19 protein-coding genes are annotated in these 17,044 nt (G+C 63.3%); 16 read left to right on the forward strand and 3 right to left on the reverse strand.

What is annotated here, in order from left to right; all coding sequences use genetic code 11:
• Nucleotides 1-30: 30 nt before the first annotated feature.
• From nagZ to BN1233_RS09780, 11 genes are all read left to right on the forward strand, one after another.
• Nucleotides 31-1,047, forward strand: coding sequence for a beta-N-acetylhexosaminidase (nagZ, locus tag BN1233_RS09730; RefSeq protein WP_046863386.1), 1,017 nt, complete (start codon nucleotides 31-33; stop codon nucleotides 1,045-1,047).
• A 32-nt stretch (nucleotides 1,048-1,079) separates the two neighbouring features.
• Nucleotides 1,080-1,880 (forward strand): segregation and condensation protein A, encoded by an 801-nt coding sequence (locus tag BN1233_RS09735; protein WP_046863387.1) that lies wholly within the window; start codon nucleotides 1,080-1,082, stop codon nucleotides 1,878-1,880.
• A 1-nt stretch (nucleotide 1,881) separates the two neighbouring features.
• Nucleotides 1,882-2,610 (forward strand): SMC-Scp complex subunit ScpB, encoded by a 729-nt coding sequence (gene scpB / locus BN1233_RS09740; protein ID WP_082145331.1) that lies wholly within the window; start codon nucleotides 1,882-1,884, stop codon nucleotides 2,608-2,610.
• A gap of 5 nt (nucleotides 2,611-2,615) precedes the next feature.
• Nucleotides 2,616-3,731, forward strand: a complete 1,116-nt coding sequence (locus BN1233_RS09745; protein ID WP_187144270.1) for an ABC transporter ATP-binding protein — start codon at nucleotides 2,616-2,618, stop codon at nucleotides 3,729-3,731.
• Between the two features lie 55 nt (nucleotides 3,732-3,786).
• Nucleotides 3,787-4,038 (forward strand): twin-arginine translocase TatA/TatE family subunit, encoded by a 252-nt coding sequence (locus tag BN1233_RS09750; RefSeq protein WP_046863388.1) that lies wholly within the window; start codon nucleotides 3,787-3,789, stop codon nucleotides 4,036-4,038.
• Between the two features lie 56 nt (nucleotides 4,039-4,094).
• Nucleotides 4,095-4,631: a Sec-independent protein translocase protein TatB gene (tatB, locus tag BN1233_RS09755; protein ID WP_063776617.1), complete on the forward strand. Its 537-nt coding sequence runs from the start codon at nucleotides 4,095-4,097 to the stop codon at nucleotides 4,629-4,631.
• Entirely contained in the window at nucleotides 4,615-5,415 is an 801-nt protein-coding gene (tatC, locus tag BN1233_RS09760; protein ID WP_046863389.1) for a twin-arginine translocase subunit TatC, read from the forward strand. Before tatB ends, tatC begins: the two co-directional genes overlap by 17 nt.
• Before the next feature lie 96 nt (nucleotides 5,416-5,511).
• Entirely contained in the window at nucleotides 5,512-6,792 is a 1,281-nt protein-coding gene (gene serS, locus BN1233_RS09765) for a serine--tRNA ligase (protein ID WP_046863390.1), read from the forward strand.
• Nucleotides 6,793-6,794: 2 nt separating this feature from the next.
• The gene (gene surE, locus BN1233_RS09770) at nucleotides 6,795-7,556 is read left to right on the forward strand and encodes a 5'/3'-nucleotidase SurE (RefSeq protein ID WP_046863391.1); all 762 of its coding nucleotides are present in this window, start codon (nucleotides 6,795-6,797) and stop codon (nucleotides 7,554-7,556) included.
• A gap of 76 nt (nucleotides 7,557-7,632) precedes the next feature.
• Nucleotides 7,633-8,271, forward strand: a complete 639-nt coding sequence (locus BN1233_RS09775; protein WP_046863392.1) for a protein-L-isoaspartate O-methyltransferase family protein — start codon at nucleotides 7,633-7,635, stop codon at nucleotides 8,269-8,271.
• A gap of 131 nt (nucleotides 8,272-8,402) precedes the next feature.
• On the forward strand, nucleotides 8,403-9,662 hold the full coding sequence (locus BN1233_RS09780) for a peptidoglycan DD-metalloendopeptidase family protein (protein WP_046863393.1): 1,260 nt from the start codon (nucleotides 8,403-8,405) through the stop codon (nucleotides 9,660-9,662).
• Nucleotides 9,663-9,765: 103 nt separating this feature from the next.
• Here the strand turns inward: BN1233_RS09780 and BN1233_RS09785 are convergent, their stop codons facing one another.
• Entirely contained in the window at nucleotides 9,766-10,650 is an 885-nt protein-coding gene (locus tag BN1233_RS09785) for an ATP-binding protein (protein ID WP_046863394.1), read from the reverse strand.
• A 243-nt stretch (nucleotides 10,651-10,893) separates the two neighbouring features.
• Between BN1233_RS09785 and yajC the strand changes: the two genes are divergently transcribed.
• The 5 genes from yajC to BN1233_RS09810 are packed head-to-tail and all read left to right on the forward strand — an operon-like array spanning nucleotide 10,894 to nucleotide 15,087.
• Nucleotides 10,894-11,223, forward strand: a complete 330-nt coding sequence (yajC, locus tag BN1233_RS09790; RefSeq protein ID WP_046863395.1) for a preprotein translocase subunit YajC — start codon at nucleotides 10,894-10,896, stop codon at nucleotides 11,221-11,223.
• A 30-nt stretch (nucleotides 11,224-11,253) separates the two neighbouring features.
• A complete protein-coding gene (gene secD / locus BN1233_RS09795; RefSeq protein ID WP_046863396.1) occupies nucleotides 11,254-12,861 on the forward strand; it encodes a protein translocase subunit SecD in 1,608 nt (535 codons plus the stop codon).
• Nucleotides 12,862-12,877: 16 nt separating this feature from the next.
• A complete protein-coding gene (gene secF, locus BN1233_RS09800; protein ID WP_046863397.1) occupies nucleotides 12,878-13,819 on the forward strand; it encodes a protein translocase subunit SecF in 942 nt (313 codons plus the stop codon).
• Nucleotides 13,809-14,216, forward strand: a complete 408-nt coding sequence (locus BN1233_RS09805; protein ID WP_425311711.1) for an Mth938-like domain-containing protein — start codon at nucleotides 13,809-13,811, stop codon at nucleotides 14,214-14,216. The genes secF and BN1233_RS09805 overlap by 11 nt, the downstream gene beginning before the upstream one ends.
• A gap of 28 nt (nucleotides 14,217-14,244) precedes the next feature.
• Nucleotides 14,245-15,087 (forward strand): phytoene/squalene synthase family protein, encoded by an 843-nt coding sequence (locus BN1233_RS09810; RefSeq protein WP_082145335.1) that lies wholly within the window; start codon nucleotides 14,245-14,247, stop codon nucleotides 15,085-15,087.
• Between the two features lie 10 nt (nucleotides 15,088-15,097).
• Here the strand turns inward: BN1233_RS09810 and trmFO are convergent, their stop codons facing one another.
• Both trmFO and BN1233_RS44560 read right to left on the reverse strand, forming a co-directional pair.
• Nucleotides 15,098-16,516: a methylenetetrahydrofolate--tRNA-(uracil(54)-C(5))-methyltransferase (FADH(2)-oxidizing) TrmFO gene (gene trmFO, locus BN1233_RS09815; protein WP_046863399.1), complete on the reverse strand. Its 1,419-nt coding sequence runs from the start codon at nucleotides 16,514-16,516 to the stop codon at nucleotides 15,098-15,100.
• Nucleotides 16,517-16,630: 114 nt separating this feature from the next.
• Nucleotides 16,631-16,786 carry a DUF1127 domain-containing protein gene (locus tag BN1233_RS44560; RefSeq protein ID WP_074078280.1) on the reverse strand — a complete coding sequence of 52 codons (156 nt, stop codon included), beginning with the start codon at nucleotides 16,784-16,786 and terminating at the stop codon, nucleotides 16,631-16,633.
• Nucleotides 16,787-17,044 lie beyond the last annotated feature (258 nt).

Genomic DNA, 17,044 nt, shown 5'->3' on the forward strand with positions numbered 1-17,044 from the left:
CCACTGAATCCCCAGACTTAAGGCGCGCATATGAGTGCTCGCGCCTTTATAGCCGGTTGTGCCGGCCTGGATCTTGGCCCCAACGAGTGGGCGTTCTTCCGGGAAGTCGACCCGTGGGGCTTCATCCTCTTCAAGCGGAACATCGAAACGCCCGCTCAGGTAAGAGCCCTTTGCGCCAGTTTGCGCGAGACAGTAGGGCGCGATGCGCCGATCCTGATCGATCAGGAAGGCGGGCGCGTCCAGCGCATGGGCCCGCCTCACTGGCCCCGCTACCCGGCGGGATCAGCCTACGGAGGCATTCACCACGACAATCACCTTCTGCGTCGCGAACTGACCCGGATCGGCGCCAGGCTCATGGCCCATGACCTGCTCGAGGTCGGGATCAACGTAGATTGCCTTCCGGTCCTCGACGTCCCGGTTCCGGGCGCACATGACGTGATCGGCGACCGGGCCTATGCGACGGATCCGGAAACGGTGGGGATCCTCGGCCGAGCGGCTGCAGAGGGGCTGCTTGCCGGCGGCGTATGTCCCGTCATCAAGCACATTCCGGGCCATGGCCGCGCAGGCGCAGATAGCCACCTTTCTCTCCCCGTCGTCGAGGCGTCGCGAGCCGAACTCGAGAATCACGATTTTCTACCCTTCAGGATGCTCGCCGATATGCCGCTCGCGATGACAGCGCATGTCGTCTACACAGCGCTGGACCCGGAGAGGCCTGCTACGACGTCTCCAAAGATCGTCACCGAAGTCATCCGGGAATCGATCGGCTATGATGGTCTCCTGATGAGCGACGATCTGTCCATGCAGGCGCTCACCGGCACTTTGGGGGATCGCGCCAAGGCTTCACTGAAGGCTGGCTGTGATGTCGTCCTCCACTGCAACGGCCGGCTCGACGAGATGACAGAAGTGGCAGAGGTTGCACCGCCGCTGGAGGGCTTGCCGCTCCGCCGGGCCGAGGACGCGCTCAGGCGAATCCGGCACGCCCCCGAGCCATTCGATGCCGCGGATGCTCGGGCTCGCCTCGACGCAGCGCTTGCGGCAGTGGCATAGGCAGAGCGTTTTTCCCGCAGGTGCGGTTGTTGATGGCAGATCCACGAGCTTTCGAAGACGTTGCACCCACCGAGCGAGCCGAGAGCGAACCGGCGCTTCTGGTCGACGTCGACGGTTTCGAGGGGCCTCTCGACCTGCTTCTCGAGCTGGCTCGGCGCCAGAAGGTGGATTTGCATCGGATCTCGATCCTGGCACTTGCAGAACAGTATCTCGCGTTCATCGAGGAAGCCCGGCGGTTGCGGCTTGAACTCGCAGCCGACTATCTCGTGATGGCGGCATGGCTGGCCTATTTGAAGTCCCGGCTCCTTCTGCCCGAGCCTCCGAAGGGAGAGGAGCCGAGCGCCGACGACCTTGCTGCCGCGCTCACGGAGCGCTTGCAGCACCTTGAGGCCATTCGCGAGGCGGCCCTGCGCCTGGGTGAGCGGGAACGGTTGGGACGCGACGTGTTTGCGCGTGGTGCTCCGGAACCGATCGAATTGCGGCGACCCCCCCGCTGGGAAGGAAACCTCTACGACCTGCTTGCGGCCTATGCGCGACAGCGGCAGCGCCAGTTCAGCGCGAAAGTCGTGCTGCACCGGCGCGTCGTCTGGTCGCTCGTAGATGCCCGCCAGGCGCTCGAACGACTTGTCGGGCATCTGACAGATTGGGTTTCGCTGGATCAGTATCTCGTGCGGTATGTGGTGGAGCCGCAAATGCGCCCGACCGTGCTTGCATCTGCGCTTTCGGCAACCCTCGAGCTCGTTCGGGAGGGTCGCCTGACTCTGCGTCAGGACGAGCCGTTCGCTCCCCTTTGGGTGGGACCCGGAGAGGCCTCCGCACCGTCGGAGTCCTGAGATGGAGAATCGCGTGAACTCCCCAGCTCTGAAGATCGTCACGGATTCCGGCGACGTGCCGGATCACCACGAGGCGATTCGGATTGCGGAAGCTCTGTTGTTCAGCTCGTCCGAACCGATGAGCGCGGATGACCTCCGGAGCAGGCTTCCCGAGGGTGCCGATGTAGAGGCCGTCTTGCACGACCTGACGGCACTCTATTCGGGCCGGGGCGTCAATCTCGTGCGTGTTGCCGGTCGGTGGGCCTTCAGGACGGCCGGTGACCTCTCGTTCGTGCTCGCTCGCGATGTCGTCGAGCCGAGGCGTCTCTCCCGGGCGGCCATGGAAACGCTCGCGATCATCGCATATCACCAGCCGGTGACTCGGGCCGAGATCGAGGGAATTCGGGGCGTGGCAACCTCGAAGGGCACTTTGGATATGCTTCTCGAGACTGGCTGGATTCGCTTGCGTGGCCGCCGCAAGGCCCCTGGCCGGCCCGTCACGTACGGCACAACGCGCGAATTTCTCGAGCATTTCGGGCTCGATGCCATCGAGGATCTTCCAGGCCTGGACGAGCTCAAGGGAGCTGGTCTGCTGGAGGGCCGGATCCCTCCAGGCATGTCGGTTCCGGTTCCGTCGGATTCCGAGGAACTGCGCGAGGATGAGGATCCACTCGAGAGTGACGACCCGTACGAACCCCTCGAGTTGGCTTCAGAGGATCCGGGCGAGCCGAGCGAGCCGCCCGCGGAGTAACAGGTGTGGTATCCCGTACGCGTGACCGGTTTCGTCTGCCTCGCTGGGGACAGCGGGGGACGACCGGTGCTGCCATTCCGGCAGAGCTTACCTTCGAGGATGTGGTTCAGCGATTTGGCGATCTGAAAGCGCTCGACCACATCTCGCTTTCCATTCGCCCCGGCGAGCTGGTCTGTCTCCTCGGCCATTCAGGATGTGGGAAGACCACTCTTCTGCGCGTCGCAGCAGGAATTGAATCTCCGACCTCCGGCCGGGTGCTGATGGACGGGCGGGAGGTCACGGGCCCGCACGCCTTCATGGCGCCTGAAGAGCGCGGCATCGGACTGATGTTTCAGGACTATGCTCTCTTCCCGCATCTCACCGTTCTGGAGAATGTAGCGTTCGGCCTGCGGGCACTCCCGGCGGATCAGGTCGAGCACGCGGCGCGCAGGGCTTTGAGCCGCGTCGGCCTCGACCGAGCCGCTGCAGAATACCCTCACACTCTGTCTGGCGGCGAGCAGCAGCGCGTTGCGCTGGCACGCTCGATTGCGCCGCGCCCCGGGGTCCTGCTCATGGACGAGCCGTTCTCGAATCTGGACCGTCGCATGCGAGATGCGGTTCGGGATGAAACGGTCGCGATCCTGCGGGAGATCGGTGCAACGACCATCGTCGTGACCCACGATCCCGAGGAAGCGATGCGGATTGCAGACCGGATCGTGCTGATGCGGTCCGGAATGATCGTCCAACATGGATCCGCAGAGGATCTCTATCTGCGTCCCGCCGATCTCTTCGCGGCACGGTTCTTCTGCGACTTCAACGAGGTGGAATCCGTTGTGGAGGGCGGCCGGGTATCGACTCCGATCGGCGTCTTCCCCGCTGCGCACCTGCCGGAGGGGACCGCGGCGGTCGTCTGCATCCGTCCACAGGGCATTCGCCTTCGCCCGCCCGGATTCTGCCTCCCGGCGCGAGTTGTCTCGCGGCGCTTCCTGGGTGAAGTGGACCTCGTCCACTTGGCGGTGCAGGGCCTGGATCGGCCGATCCAGGCCAGGCTGCGGACCGCGACACCAGCGACACCCGGACATGACGTCGGAGTGGACGTGGACCCTCACGAAGTCCTTGTTTTCGCCGCGCTACATCCTTAGGTTGGCCGCGAGTTCGAATACCTGTACCGCGCCTGTTTGGCGCAGGAGGATCCCAATGGGTGGCGCGAGTATCTGGCACTGGATCGTCGTTGGACTGATCGTCATGCTGCTTTTCGGCCGTGGCAAGATATCCGAAATGATGGGAGACGTTGCCAAGGGCATCAAGGCTTTCAAGAAGGGCATGAGCGAGGACGATACCCCGACCGCCAGCAGCCCCTCGTCGACCGAGCCGGTCAAGACCATCGAGCACCAGAATTCACAGCCTGCTGCCGCAACTCCGGTCGGAACGGATCGAAAGATCAGCTGAACTCGCCTCCCGGTACGGCGCTGGCCGTTGCCGGCTGAGAGGCTCGAGACCTCGTCATGTTGGACCTGAGTTGGGGTGAGATCATGGTGGTCGGCGCCGTGGCGCTGATCGTCATTGGTCCAAAGGATCTTCCAAAGGCGCTACGTACCCTCGGCAAAACGATCGGCCAAGTCCGGCGTATGGCGGGGGAGTTCCAGAGTCAGTTCGCCGAAGCTATGCGAGAGGCCGAGCTGGACGATGTGCGGAAGCAGATCCAAGGCATGAACGAGTCCGTTGGATCGCTGAACCCCGTCGAAAGCATCCGGAGCGAACTCAAATCCGCAGTCGAGGGAACCGGGTCGGCCTCGGCGCCGTCGCTCCCCTCCGGCAACGCTTCCGTGCCCGCCTCCGAGGCGCGAGACGAAACGAGTCCGGCCGCGCCGGCCGAAACCTCCGTCGCGCTGCCTTCGGTCTCCGTTCCTCCCGTCGATGATCCGACGGAGGCCGTCGGCCGTGCCATCGATGAAGCGGCCGATCTACAGAAACAATCCAAGGCCCCCGGGACAGAGGCGGCCGAGAGAACCACGAGAGACTTGAATGACGACCGCGGATGATGACGAGATCGAGTCTTCCCGCGCTCCGCTCATCGAACATCTCATTGAACTCCGAGCGCGGCTCATCAAGGCGCTCGTCGCTTTCGTCGTGATGTTCTTCGCGTGCTTCGGCTTCGCGAAATACATCTACAACATTCTCGTCTGGCCCTACGTCAACGCTGTCGGGTCGCCCGAAAAGGCGCATCTCGTCTATACGCATGGCCTCGAATATCTCTTCACTCAGATCCAGGTCGCCTTCTTCGGAGCCGGGTTCCTGGCGTTCCCGGTGATAGCGGCCCAAATCTACAAGTTTGTTGCTCCAGGGCTCTACCGGAACGAGCGAAAAGCGTTCCTGCCTTATCTCGTCGCAACCCCGATCCTTTTCACGATCGGTGCGATGGTGGTCTACTTCATCGCGATGCCGCTCCTGATGCGCTTCTCGGTCGGGATGCAGCAGCTTGCGACGGAAAACACTCCATCGATCGAATTCCTCCCGAAGGTCAGCGAATATCTCTCGCTGATCATGACGCTCATTTTCGCGTTCGGGATCTGCTTCCAACTCCCCGTGATTCTCACGCTGCTTGCGCGCGCCGGCATCATCGATGCGCAGTTTCTGACGTCCAAAAGGCGCTATGCCATCGTCGTGGTATTCATACTCGCGGCCGTGCTGACACCACCGGACGTGATCAGCCAGTTCGCCCTTGCGGTCCCGACGTTGCTTCTTTACGAGGCCTCCATCTTATCGGTCCGTATGGTCGAGAAGAAGCGAGCGGCAGCCGAGGCTGCCCGCGCGGCGGCGGGCTGAGCGCGTCAACCGCCGTCTTCTACCCGCTCGGCGACTCGACACGGCGAAGCCGCGCTGCTGGACGGGCAGAATGCGGCCGGGGCGACAGCAGATTCCATGCACGACATCCGCTTCATCCGCGAGAATCCAGATTTCTTTGATGAAAGGCTGCGCAGCCGCGGGCTCGCCCCCCTTTCCGCCGAATTGATCAGTCTCGACGATCGTCGCAAGCACGCGGTCTCCGAATTGCAGGCCGCCCTCGAGCGCCGCAATTCCACGTCCCGGGAAATCGGTCAGGCAAAGGCCGCGCGCGATGAGGACCGGGCTCAACGCCTCATGACCGAGGTCGCCGACCTGAAGGAGAGGGTGCCTCAACTTGAGGAAGCCGAGCGTATGGCGGGTCTCGAGCTCGAGCAGGCGCTCGAGGTCATTCCAAACCTGCCCAAGCCGGACGTGCCCGTCGGAACAGATGAAACCGGCAATGTCGAGCGGCACCGTTTCGGCACGCCACGTCCACTGACCTCGCCGCGGGAGCACTTCGAGATCGGCGAAAGCCTCGGCCTCATGGATTTCGAGGCGGCGAGCAAACTCTCAGGATCCCGCTTCGTCGTGCTTCGCGGGGCCCTGGCTCGGCTCGAGCGGGCCCTCGGACAATTCATGATCGATCTGCACACCCAGGAGCATGGCTATACCGAAATCGCTCCTCCGCTCCTGGTGCGCGACGAGATTCCATACGGAACAGGGAACCTCCCCAAGGCGGCCGAGGATATGTTCCGGACGCGAGAGGGCCTCTGGCTCATTCCAACGGCCGAAGTCCCACTGACCAATCTCGTCCGTGAGAGCATTCTCGCAGAAGATGCTCTGCCGATGCGTTTCGTGGCCCTGACGCCTTGCTTCCGCTCGGAAGCCGGCGCAGCCGGCCGTGACACCAGGGGAATGCTGCGGCAGCATCAGTTCTGGAAGTGTGAGCTCGTCTCGGTCACGACACCTGAAAGCTCTGCCGATGAGCACGAGCGAATGCTGTCATGCGCGGAGGATGTCCTGAAACGGCTCGAGCTGCCTTTCCGGACGGTCACACTGTGCACGGGTGACATGGGCTTCGCTTCGGCCAAGACCTACGACATCGAGGTTTGGCTACCAGGGCAGGGGACATACCGTGAGATCTCGAGTTGCTCGGTCTGCACCGATTTCCAGGCGCGTCGGATGAACGCCCGCTACCGTCCTCGTGACAGCAAGGGGCCGCGTTTCGTGCACACGCTGAACGGATCGGGCGTCGCAGTGGGCCGCGCCCTGATCGCAGTCCTCGAAAACTATCTGGATGAGGATAGCAGCGTAACGGTTCCGTCGGCTCTGATACCGTATATGGGCGGTCTCCGACGTATCGAACGGAACTCCTGAATATGCGTATTCTCTGCACGAACGACGACGGGATCCATGCACCCGGCTTGAAGGCGCTTGAGGAGATCGCGCGTCAGCTCACCGACGATGTCTGGATCGTGGCTCCGGAAACTGACCAGAGCGGCGTGTCGCATTCGCTCTCGCTGAACGATCCCCTGCGCCTGCGCGAGCTTTCCGATCGGCGTTTCGCGGTCAAGGGAACGCCGACCGATTGTGTGATCATGGCGGTCCGCCACATCATGCAGGAGTCGCGCCCGGATCTCGTGCTGTCAGGCGTCAACCGGGGACAGAACGTCGCCGAGGACGTCAGCTATTCGGGGACGGTTGCAGGAGCGATCGAGGGCACCATCCTGGGCGTTCCTTCTATTGCACTCTCCCAGGCCTCCGGCCCGGGTGGGCGTGCTGCCGTTCGCTGGCATTGCGCGACCACCCACGGCCCCGGACTCATCCGGAGGATCCTCGAGGTCGGGATCGAGAGCGGCATTCTGGTCAACGTCAATTTCCCGGATTGCGAACCCTCCGAGGTGGAGGGGGCCGCCGTCGTCAACCAGGGCCAGCGCAATCAGGAACTCCTCCGCCTCGACGAACGGCGGGACGGGCGCGGAAATCCGTATTACTGGATCGCTTTCGAGCGCCGCCGAACAGTCTCGAGCAACGGCACGGATCTCTGGGCCATCGAGAACCGCCGAATCGCCGTGACGCCCCTGAGACTCGACATGACGGACGAGCCGACGCTGACGCGGTTCGCGCAGGCCCTGTGCTGAGGGCATGTATCTCCGGGTAGCTGTGCCTCGCGGAGGAGAGGAGCCGGTGTCGAGTGGGGGGGCGGAGAGAAGGCGGGTGTCGGATGCGATCGGGGCGGCGTCCTTCATCCTCTCGCTGCGGGCACGCGGCGTAGGCGACACGGGCGTTCTTCGGGCCATGGAACTCGTGCCGCGCGAGGTCTTTGCGCCGCGACGCTTCGCGGATCTTTCGCGGAGGGATCTCGCGCTTCCGCTTCCTTGTGGGCAGACGATGACCGCGCCTGGGACGGTCGCCGCGATGTTGGTCCGCCTCGGCGTACTTCCGGGCAACAGGGTTCTGGAGGTCGGTACCGGAAGCGGTTACACGGCAGCTCTTCTCGCACGGCTCGGTGGGCAAGTGAAGACGGTGGAGCGATTCGAGACCCTTGCAGCAGCTGCGGTCGGACAACTGAAGGCGGCGGGCCTGGAGGATGGCGTCACCGTCGAACTCGGCGATGGCCTTGCTCCGCCCGGCACCGAAACGTTCGATCGTATTCTCGTCAATGGGGTTGCGCCGACGATACCAGCCGTTCTCGTCGAGCGTCTTGCGGCAAAGGGATGCCTCGTCGGCGCCGTCGTAACCGACCAGGGACCTCGTCTCGTGCGGATCGAGCAAACGGATGAAGGGCCGCGTGAATGGGTGGGCTCATCGGTCCGACTCTCTCCGTTGCTGGCCGGCCGGTCGGCGGCTCTCTGATCTCGCCTCGCGTAGAGAGAATCTCGCGTCACCACTGCCGAAATTTACATCCGGACCCTGCGACGAAACGCTTGCTTAACCTGAATACCTCTTAATCACCAACATCAGTATCGCGTGTCGGTGGGGCTAACATGAGCGTGTGCGTTGGTGATCGGGGTTTGGGGGCTGTTTCTCGTTTCGCTCTCGTCGTCCTGATCGGCGGTGCGGCCTCAGCGTGTAGTTCCGACACGGTGCGGTTCGCCGAGAACCCGTTCTCGAATCCATTTGCAACGACGACTGCGCATCAGACGCCGCCACCCTCGACATCATGGGAGTCGGCGCCTCCGGCACCTGCGGTCGCTGCCGTCCCTACCGCACCGGTGCAGACGGCTGCTCTGCCCCCGCTCGCGTCGCAGCCGTCTGCTGCACCACGCAATCCGGTGTCGCCACCGGTAACTGCATCGGGCACGGGAGGTTGGACCGCAACCGGCGGAACGCCCGTCACGGTCGCCAGCGGCGACGATCTCAACGCCATTTCACGGCGCTACGGCGTGCCAGGTTCAGCAATCCTCGCAGCGAATGGTCTGTCGCATGCCGGACAAGTGAGTGCAGGACGTCAGATCACGATTCCGGTCTACAGCACCGCTGCTTCGCGCACCGCAGTAGCCGCATCGACTCCGCCACAACGTCCGACCGCCCCGGTGCCACAACCCAAATTCCGCCTCGTGGAAAGTGCGAAGCCGGCTGCATCAGCGCCCGCCAAGCCCGTCAAGGCATCGTTTGCAGCAACTCCGGTGGTCGCGACGACAGCCCCGAAGGCATCTGCGGCTCCGGCAGTGGCAAAAGCGCCCGCGCCGCAACCTGCGGCCGCTACCCAAGTGGTGGCGGCAAAACCGGTCGAAAAGGCGGTCGAGAAGCCCGCAGAGGCACGCGTCGCAGTGGCGAGGGTCGAGGCCCCCGTCGCCAAGCCTGCCACGGCTGCAGTGGTTGAGCCGACAAAGCCGGCCGAAGTCGAGCAGACGGCGAGCCTCGCGGCTCCTCCGACCGATTTCCGCTGGCCTGCTCGCGGCCGCGTCATTGCCGGGTTCGGATCGAATGGCGGCAACGAAGGCATCAATATCGCGCTTCCGGAGGGTACGCCCGTAAAGGCGACCGAGGCCGGTACCGTGACCTATGCGGGCAGCGAGGTGAAAGGCTACGGCAACCTCGTCCTGATCCGGCATGAAAACGGCTACATCTCAGCCTACGCTCATAATGGCGAGCTGTCGGTCAAGCGCGGAGAGCGTGTGAAGCGCGGCCAGGTGATTGCCAGGTCGGGGCAGACCGGGAACGTGACCTCGCCCCAACTCCATTTCGAAATCCGTAAGGGGCAGACGCCGGTCGATCCGATTGCTCACCTGAGCGGAAGCTGATCGATACGGATGGGCCACCTCTCGGAAATTGCAGGCGGCCAAAGCGACGGGGCGGTGGATGTTCAGCCACCGCCCCTTTCTCATTTCCCGGCAACCGGCTAGCTCAGGTGAGAGCCCGTCCGGCTCGCCCGGCGTAATCCTGCACGAACTGCCAAGCCGTTCTCCCCGAACGTGAGCCTCGGGTTGTTGCCCACTCGAGCGCTTCCGCCCTGGTGCCTTCGGGATCCGTGTCGAGTCCCCAATGGGCGAGATAGCCAAACACCATGGCCAGGTACTCGTCCTGGCTGCAGCGGTGAAATCCCAGCCAAAGTCCGAATCTGTCCGACAGCGAGACCTTCTCCTCGACGGCCTCTCCGGGATTGATGGCGGTGGATCGCTCGTTCTCCATCATGTCCCGCGGCAGCAGATGTCGCCGGTTTGAGGTTGCATAGAAGATGACGTTATGCGGCCGCCCCTCGATGCCACCCTCGAGAACTGCCTTGAGGGATTTGTAGGACGTGTCGTCGGCATCGAACGAGAGATCGTCACAGAAGATGATGAACCGGTGGGGATCCTGGCGGAGGATCGTCATCAGATCCGGGAGAGAATCGATGTCCTCCCTGTGGATCTCGATCAGCTTCAATGCCGTGCGATCTTCGCGAGAGCTGTTGACGGTCTCGTGGGCCGCCTTCACGAGCGAAGATTTCCCCATGCCCCGAGCACCCCAGAGGAGCGCGTTATTGGCCGGAAGGCCGTCGGCGAACCGGGTCGTGTTCTCGAGAAGGATGTCCCTTACCCGGTCGATGCCGCGAAGCAGCGTCATCTCGACCCGGTTCACTCTCGGGACAGGGGCCAGGCGCCGGCCGTTCGGATGCCACACGAAGGCGTCCGCCACGGTGAAATCAAGAGGAGTCGATTCCGGTGGGGCAATCCGTTCGAGCGCATGGGCAACCCGCTCGAGCAGGCTGGTGATCTCCGGCGGAATGGTGGGCAGGGTCTCAGGAGGCATTACAATCTCGCTAGGGACAGTTCCGATCTGCTGAATAGAGTCATTTTCCGGGCGGCGAAATCCACATGGCTCCGGGCCTGCCGTCGTGCGGTGCGTCCTAGGGCGACAGCGGCCCCTGCGCACGGCATGGCTGTAGTTCGTTGATTTCGCGAGGTCGATGCGTATAGTCCCGGCCGCTATCGAAACCAAAAGGCGCGGCGAGGCGAAGGGCCTCGGCTCGCGCCTTTATCCATGGAGAGACGCTTGATCACCCCCGCTTTCGCGCAAGGGGCCCCCGCTGCGGGCGGTGGCGATATTTTTCTCCAACTCGTGCCGTTCGTCCTCATTTTCATTATTATGTGGTTCCTGATCATTCGGCCGCAGCAGCGGCGGGTGAAGGATCACCAGGAAATGATCAAGAACGTCCGCCGTGGCGACACTGTTGTGACCTCGGGCGGGATCATCGGGAAGGTCACCAAGGTCACCGAGGACTCCACCGACATCGACGTGGAGATTGCCGACGGCGTAAAGGTGAAGGTCGCGCGATCCATGATCGCAGAGGTTCGGACCAAGGGCGAGCCCGTCAAGGCCTGACCGGACGCGACACGAAAGGTTTGTACGGGAATGCTCCGGTTCTCCACCCCGAAGGTCGTCGCGATCGTCGCGACCGTGCTGATCGGCCTGCTCCTTGCCGTTCCGAGCATGATGTCTGCGGATCAGCGCCTCGCGTTACGGCAAAGCCTTCCGGGCTGGGTGCCATCCTGGATCGTCCCGACGCGAGCCATCGTTCTCGGCCTCGATCTTCAGGGGGGCTCGCATGTTCTCCTTGAGGTCGATGTTCCGGACTTCATGCGAACTCAAGCGACGCAACTGCGCGACGATGTCCGCCGCGTCTTCCGCGAAGCCCGCGTCGCGCCTCAAGGCGGAATCCAGCTCCTGCCGCGAGGGGTCCAGGTTCGGGTAACGGATGCCGACGATCGGGAGAAGGTGCTGCCCCGCCTCCGGGAACTCGCGCAGCCGATCTCGAATGCCATCCTGGGGCAAACTGGCGCCCGGGAAATCGAGATCACGGAGGCCCCGGATGGCCTGATTCAGCTTGTCTATTCTGAGGAAGGTTCCCGTGAGCGGATTCGCCGTGCGGCCGAGCAGGCCATGGAGGTGCTCCGCCGGCGCGTCGACGCGCTCGGGACGACCGAGCCGAACATCCAGAGGCAGGGGGCAGACCGGATTCTCGTTCAAGTGCCGGGCCTGCAGGATCCGCAACGCCTGAAGGAAATTCTCGGGCGTACGGCAAAGCTCGAATTCCGATTGGTTGCCGATCAGCCTACGGGAGACGTCGACCTGCTTCCTTCCCGGGACGCCGGGGGACAGCGTATCCCGGTGGAGAGGCGGGTCATCGTCGAGGGTGCCGACCTTACCGATGCCCAGCCGGCTTTCGACCAGCGCACTAACGAGCCGATCGTCAATTTCCGCTTCAACATCAGGGGGGCACAGCGCTTCGGGCAGGCTACGACCGAGAATGTCGGGCGCCCGCTGGCGATCGTCCTTGATAACGAGGTCATCTCGGCTCCACGGATCCAGACGCCGATCACGGGGGGCGCAGGGCAGATCTCGGGTCGTTTCACGGTCCAGCAGGCCAATGACCTTGCCGTGCTGCTCCGCGCGGGTGCGCTTCCCGCGAAGCTGACGATCGTCGAGGAACGCACGGTTGGCCCGGGCCTCGGGCAGGACTCCATTGAAGCCGGGCAACTCGCCCTCGTTGTCGGAACCCTGCTTGTCGCGGCCTTCATGATCGGGACATACGGATTTCTCGGCTTCATCGCCGTGGTGGCGGTTCTCATCAATGTCGGGCTGATCTTCGGCGTTCTATCCGTGCTTCAGGCGACGCTGACGCTGCCGGGAATTGCAGGTATCCTGCTGACCATCGGCATGGCGGTCGATTCCAACGTCCTGATCTACGAGCGCATCCGGGAAGAGGCCCGGCTCGGACGCTCCGCGGCATTGTCGATGGATCAGGGCTTCGTTCGTGCGCTCGGCACCATCGTCGACGCGAACTTCACGACCCTTCTGGCCGGGGCGATCCTGTTCTTCCTCGGCACAGGGCCCGTTCGCGGCTTCGCCGTGACGCTCTCGATCGGCATCATCACCACCGTTTTCACGGCCTACACGGTGACGAAGCTCTTGCTTGCCACTTGGTACCGCTACGCGCGACCCAAGGCCATCACGTTCTGACAGGGCCCCGGCCACCATGCTGATCCGCTATTTCCCGACCGATACGAAATACGAGTTCATGCGCATTCGGCGCATGAGCTTTCCGTTCTCTGCCGCGATGTCGGTTCTGGCGGTCGTCCTGTTCTTCACCATCGGGATGAACTTCGGCATCGACTTCAAGGGTGGGACCCTGGTCGAGCTCATGGCGAAAGGGCCGAGCGCCGATGTCGCCGCCGTACGCCAGACCGCCGACACGCTCGGATTCGGTGAAGTTGAGGTGCAGGAATTCGGCGATGGCCGCGAGGTTTCTGTGCGCATCGAGCTCCAGCCCGGGGGTGAGCAGGGACAGCAGGCGGTCGTCTCCAAGATGCGGGAAGCGTTCTCCGCCGACTATGATTTCCGACGGATCGAAGTCGTTGGCCCTCGGGTCTCGGGCGAGCTCGTGCAGTCCGGCACGATCGGCATCATCCTCTCGCTCTTCGCGATCCTGGCCTATCTCTGGTTCCGCTTCGAATGGCAGTTCGCGATAGGCGCCATCGTTGCGACGCTCCACGATATCGTCCTGACGATGGGATTTTTTGCAATCACGCAGATCGAGTTCAATATGACCTCGATTGCGGCACTGCTCACGATCATCGGCTATTCGCTGAACGACACGGTCGTCGTTTATGACCGCGTCCGTGAAACGATGCGGAAATACAAGCGACTGCCACTCAATGACCTCCTCGACCGAGCGATGAACGAGACGCTCACGCGCACGATCATCACGGGTTGCTCCACGGGACTGGCATTGATCGCGCTCGCCATCTTCGGCGGTGACGTGCTGTCGAGCTTCTCGTACGCGATGCTGTTCGGGCTTGTGATCGGTACCTATTCGTCGGTCTTCATCGCGGGTCCGATCCTGATCTATCTCGGGCTGAAGCCCGGCTCGGAGCAAACCCTCACAGCCGACACGCGCGTCGCGCAACCTGCGGAGTAGAACCGTGGCGGGCCGGATCTATGAAGGTTTCGTGCCCGGTCGCCATCTGATCGACGCCTATGGCAGAGGCGGCTTCCGCTTTGCGGAGATGTCCCATCGCGGATCGATCCTCGCGCTTCCTTCCGGCATACATGCCTGGGATGTCGCAGACGTCACCGACCTGACGCCGGAGGCATTTGCGCTCGTGCGTGAGGAAGCTGATGCGATCGATCTTCTCCTGATCGGCACCGGGCCGGAGGTCGCAGCTCTGCCCGAGCCCGTCCGAGCGGTGCTTCGGGGCGCAGGAATCAGAATAGACGTGATGCCGACGGGCGCCGCAGCGAGGACCTTCAACGTGCTCCTCGCCGAGAACCGGCGTGTGGCCGCCGCACTGATTGCGGTTCCGGAAGCCGGCTGACATTGTCCGCTGGAGGTGGGTTTCGCACGTGTCCGCCGAAAATTTCGCTTTCGCCCATGCCGAAGCCCTCGTGAGAGATGCCGATCCGGATCGCTACTGGGCAACACTGTTCGCGCCCGGCGACAAACGCCCGTATCTCTTCGCGCTCTATGCGTTCAGCCATGAGGCGGCCCGGGTCCGCGAGAGCGTCCGTGAGGCGATGATCGGCGAGATCCGCCTGCAATGGTGGCGTGACGCACTCCAGGGCGAGGCACGCGGAGACGTGAAGGCAAATCCCCTGGCAGCGGCCCTCGACGACACGATCGTCCGGTTTCGGCTGCCCCGGCAGACATTCGTCGACCTGATCGATGCGCGTGTCTTCGACCTTTACGACGACCTGTTCCCGAGTGTGAACGACCTTGAGGGCTATTGCGGAGAGACGTCCTCCAGTCTGCTGCGCTTGGCGGAACTCATCCTGGCGGACGGTTCGCCACCAGGACCCGCGGATGTGGCCGGCCATGCAGGCGTTGCCTACGCGATTACCGGGATTCTGCGCGCCTTTCCTTGGCATGCGCGCCGCGGGCAGGTCTTCATTCCGCGCGACATCCTGTCCAGGCATGGTGTCGTCCGGGAAGATGTCGTCTCTGGACGGGGAGGGCCGGGCCTGCTCGGTGCCCTGAGTGACCTTCGCGCGCTTGCCAGGCGTCACGAGGACCAGGCTCGGCAGCTCCGGTCGGGTATCCCGACCGGCACCAGCACGGCATTCCGACCGATAGCCCTTGTCGAGCCCTATCTCGCTCAGATGGACAGGCCCGGCTACGATCCCTTCCTCTCTGTGATAGAGTTGCAGCCCTGGCGCCGGATATGGGCACTCTGGCGAGACCGCTGGTAGAGAAAGCGGCTCACTCCGCGGCTTGGGGAAGCGAGCTCTCGTTCAGCCACATTTCCAGATCCGTCCGAGCGCGATCGGTGAGGGCTCGCTTTTTCGCAATCGCCTTCGCACTTCCGCGCAGCCGCTTGCCGGATTCATCGCGAGCCGCTGTCTCGAGCGGCGGGAAGAGGCCGAAATTGATGTTCATCGGCTGGAAGGATCGAGGACCCCGGTCAATCACCTCGATGTGACCGCCGGTGATATGTCCGATCAGCGCTCCCAGCGCTGTTGTCGATGGAGGAGGGCTGATCGGGCGGCCAAGGCATTCCGCGGCAGCGAAACGACCCGTCATGAGGCCGATCGCGGCGCTCTCCACATACCCTTCACAGCCGGTAATCTGGCCGGCGAAGCGGATTCGCGGCAGTGCCCGAAGCCGGAGTGTCGTGTCGAGGAGCCTCGGCGAGTTCAGGTACGTGTTGCGGTGGAGCCCGCCGAGCCGTGCGAACTCCGCCTGTTCCAGGCCGGGAATCATCCGGAATACGCGGGCCTGCTCTCCGTATTTCAACTTCGTTTGGAACCCGACCATGTTGAATAGGGTTCCCAGCGCGTTGTCCTGCCGCAACTGCACGACAGCGTAGGGTTTCTCGGTGGGTCGGTGCGGATTGGTCAGGCCGACCGGCTTCATGGGGCCATGGCGCAGAGTTTCGCGCCCGCGCTCTGCCATGACCTCGATCGGGAGACAGCCGTCGAAGTAGGGCGTGCTGGTCTCCCATTCATGAAAGCTGGTCTTGTCACCGGAAAGAAGTGCATCGACGAGCGCTTCGTACTGCTCGCGGTTCAGCGGGCAGTTGATGTAATCGGCGCCCGTTCCGCCCGGCCCGGCTTTATCGTATCGGGACTGGAACCAAGCGGTACCCATGTCGATGCTCTCCCGGTAGACGATCGGGGCAATCGCATCAAAGAAGGCGAGTTCGCTCTCTCCCGTGAAGCCGCGGATGGCATCGGCCAGGGCCGGGGAGGTCAGCGGCCCCGTCGCGATGATCGAAGACGACCAGTCCTCCGGCGGGAGGCCCGTGATTTCCTCGCGACGGATTTCGATAAGTGGATGCCGCTCGAGGGCTTCGGTCACGACGGCGGAGAAGCCGTCACGATCGACGGCCAGAGCTCCTCCGGCCGGCACCATGTTGGCGTCACCCGAACGCATGACGAGTGAGCCGAGCCGTCGCATCTCCTGGTGAAGCAGACCGACCGCATTCGTCTCGGGATCGTCGGAGCGGAATGAGTTGGAACAGACCAGCTCGGCGAGGCCGTCGGTCTTGTGAGCGTCGGTGCCACGGACCGGGCGCATCTCGTGCAGGATGACTGGAACGCCGGCTTGGGCGATCTGCCAGGCGGCTTCGGAGCCCGCCAAGCCCCCGCCAATGACGTGGATCGGTTCGAGATTGCTCATGCCGGTGAGGTAGACGTGTGATGCTGACGGATCAACCCGATCTGAAGCGCCCTCTGAAACGCCAAACGCCCGCCAGGGGCGGGCGCTCAAAACGGCAACCGTTTTGTGACGTGCTTACGCAGAAGCGTGGGCGCGCGCGACGGACTGGATCTGGTAACGAGAGATTCCCAGATCGTCGAGCTCGCGGTCGCTGAGCTGGGAGAGCTCACGCACGGTTTCGCGGTAGCGGAGGTATTCGCGGATCTTGGTCAGCAGGTATGTAACAAACATCGGTCGACTCCTGGAGCGTATGCGCTATCGGGCTTGATCGGAGCATCGCTCTCTTGTTGCACTGCAGCATATAGGAACAAAGATGCTCCAAGGCGAGTGACGAACCGCGATAGGCACCATGCGTGCAGTGCATACCTCCTTCCGAGTTGATTAACTCTGGTGCTTCTCGAGCATGCTGCGAATGCGCCCCAAAAGCTCAAAAGCGCTGGCAAGATTCCCGAATAGAATTTCGCCGACCATACTTGGCAGGCGCTCGCC

The organism is Microvirga massiliensis (genome assembly GCF_001006805.1).
In the GTDB taxonomy this organism is placed as follows: Bacteria; Pseudomonadota; Alphaproteobacteria; order Rhizobiales; family Beijerinckiaceae; genus Microvirga; species Microvirga massiliensis.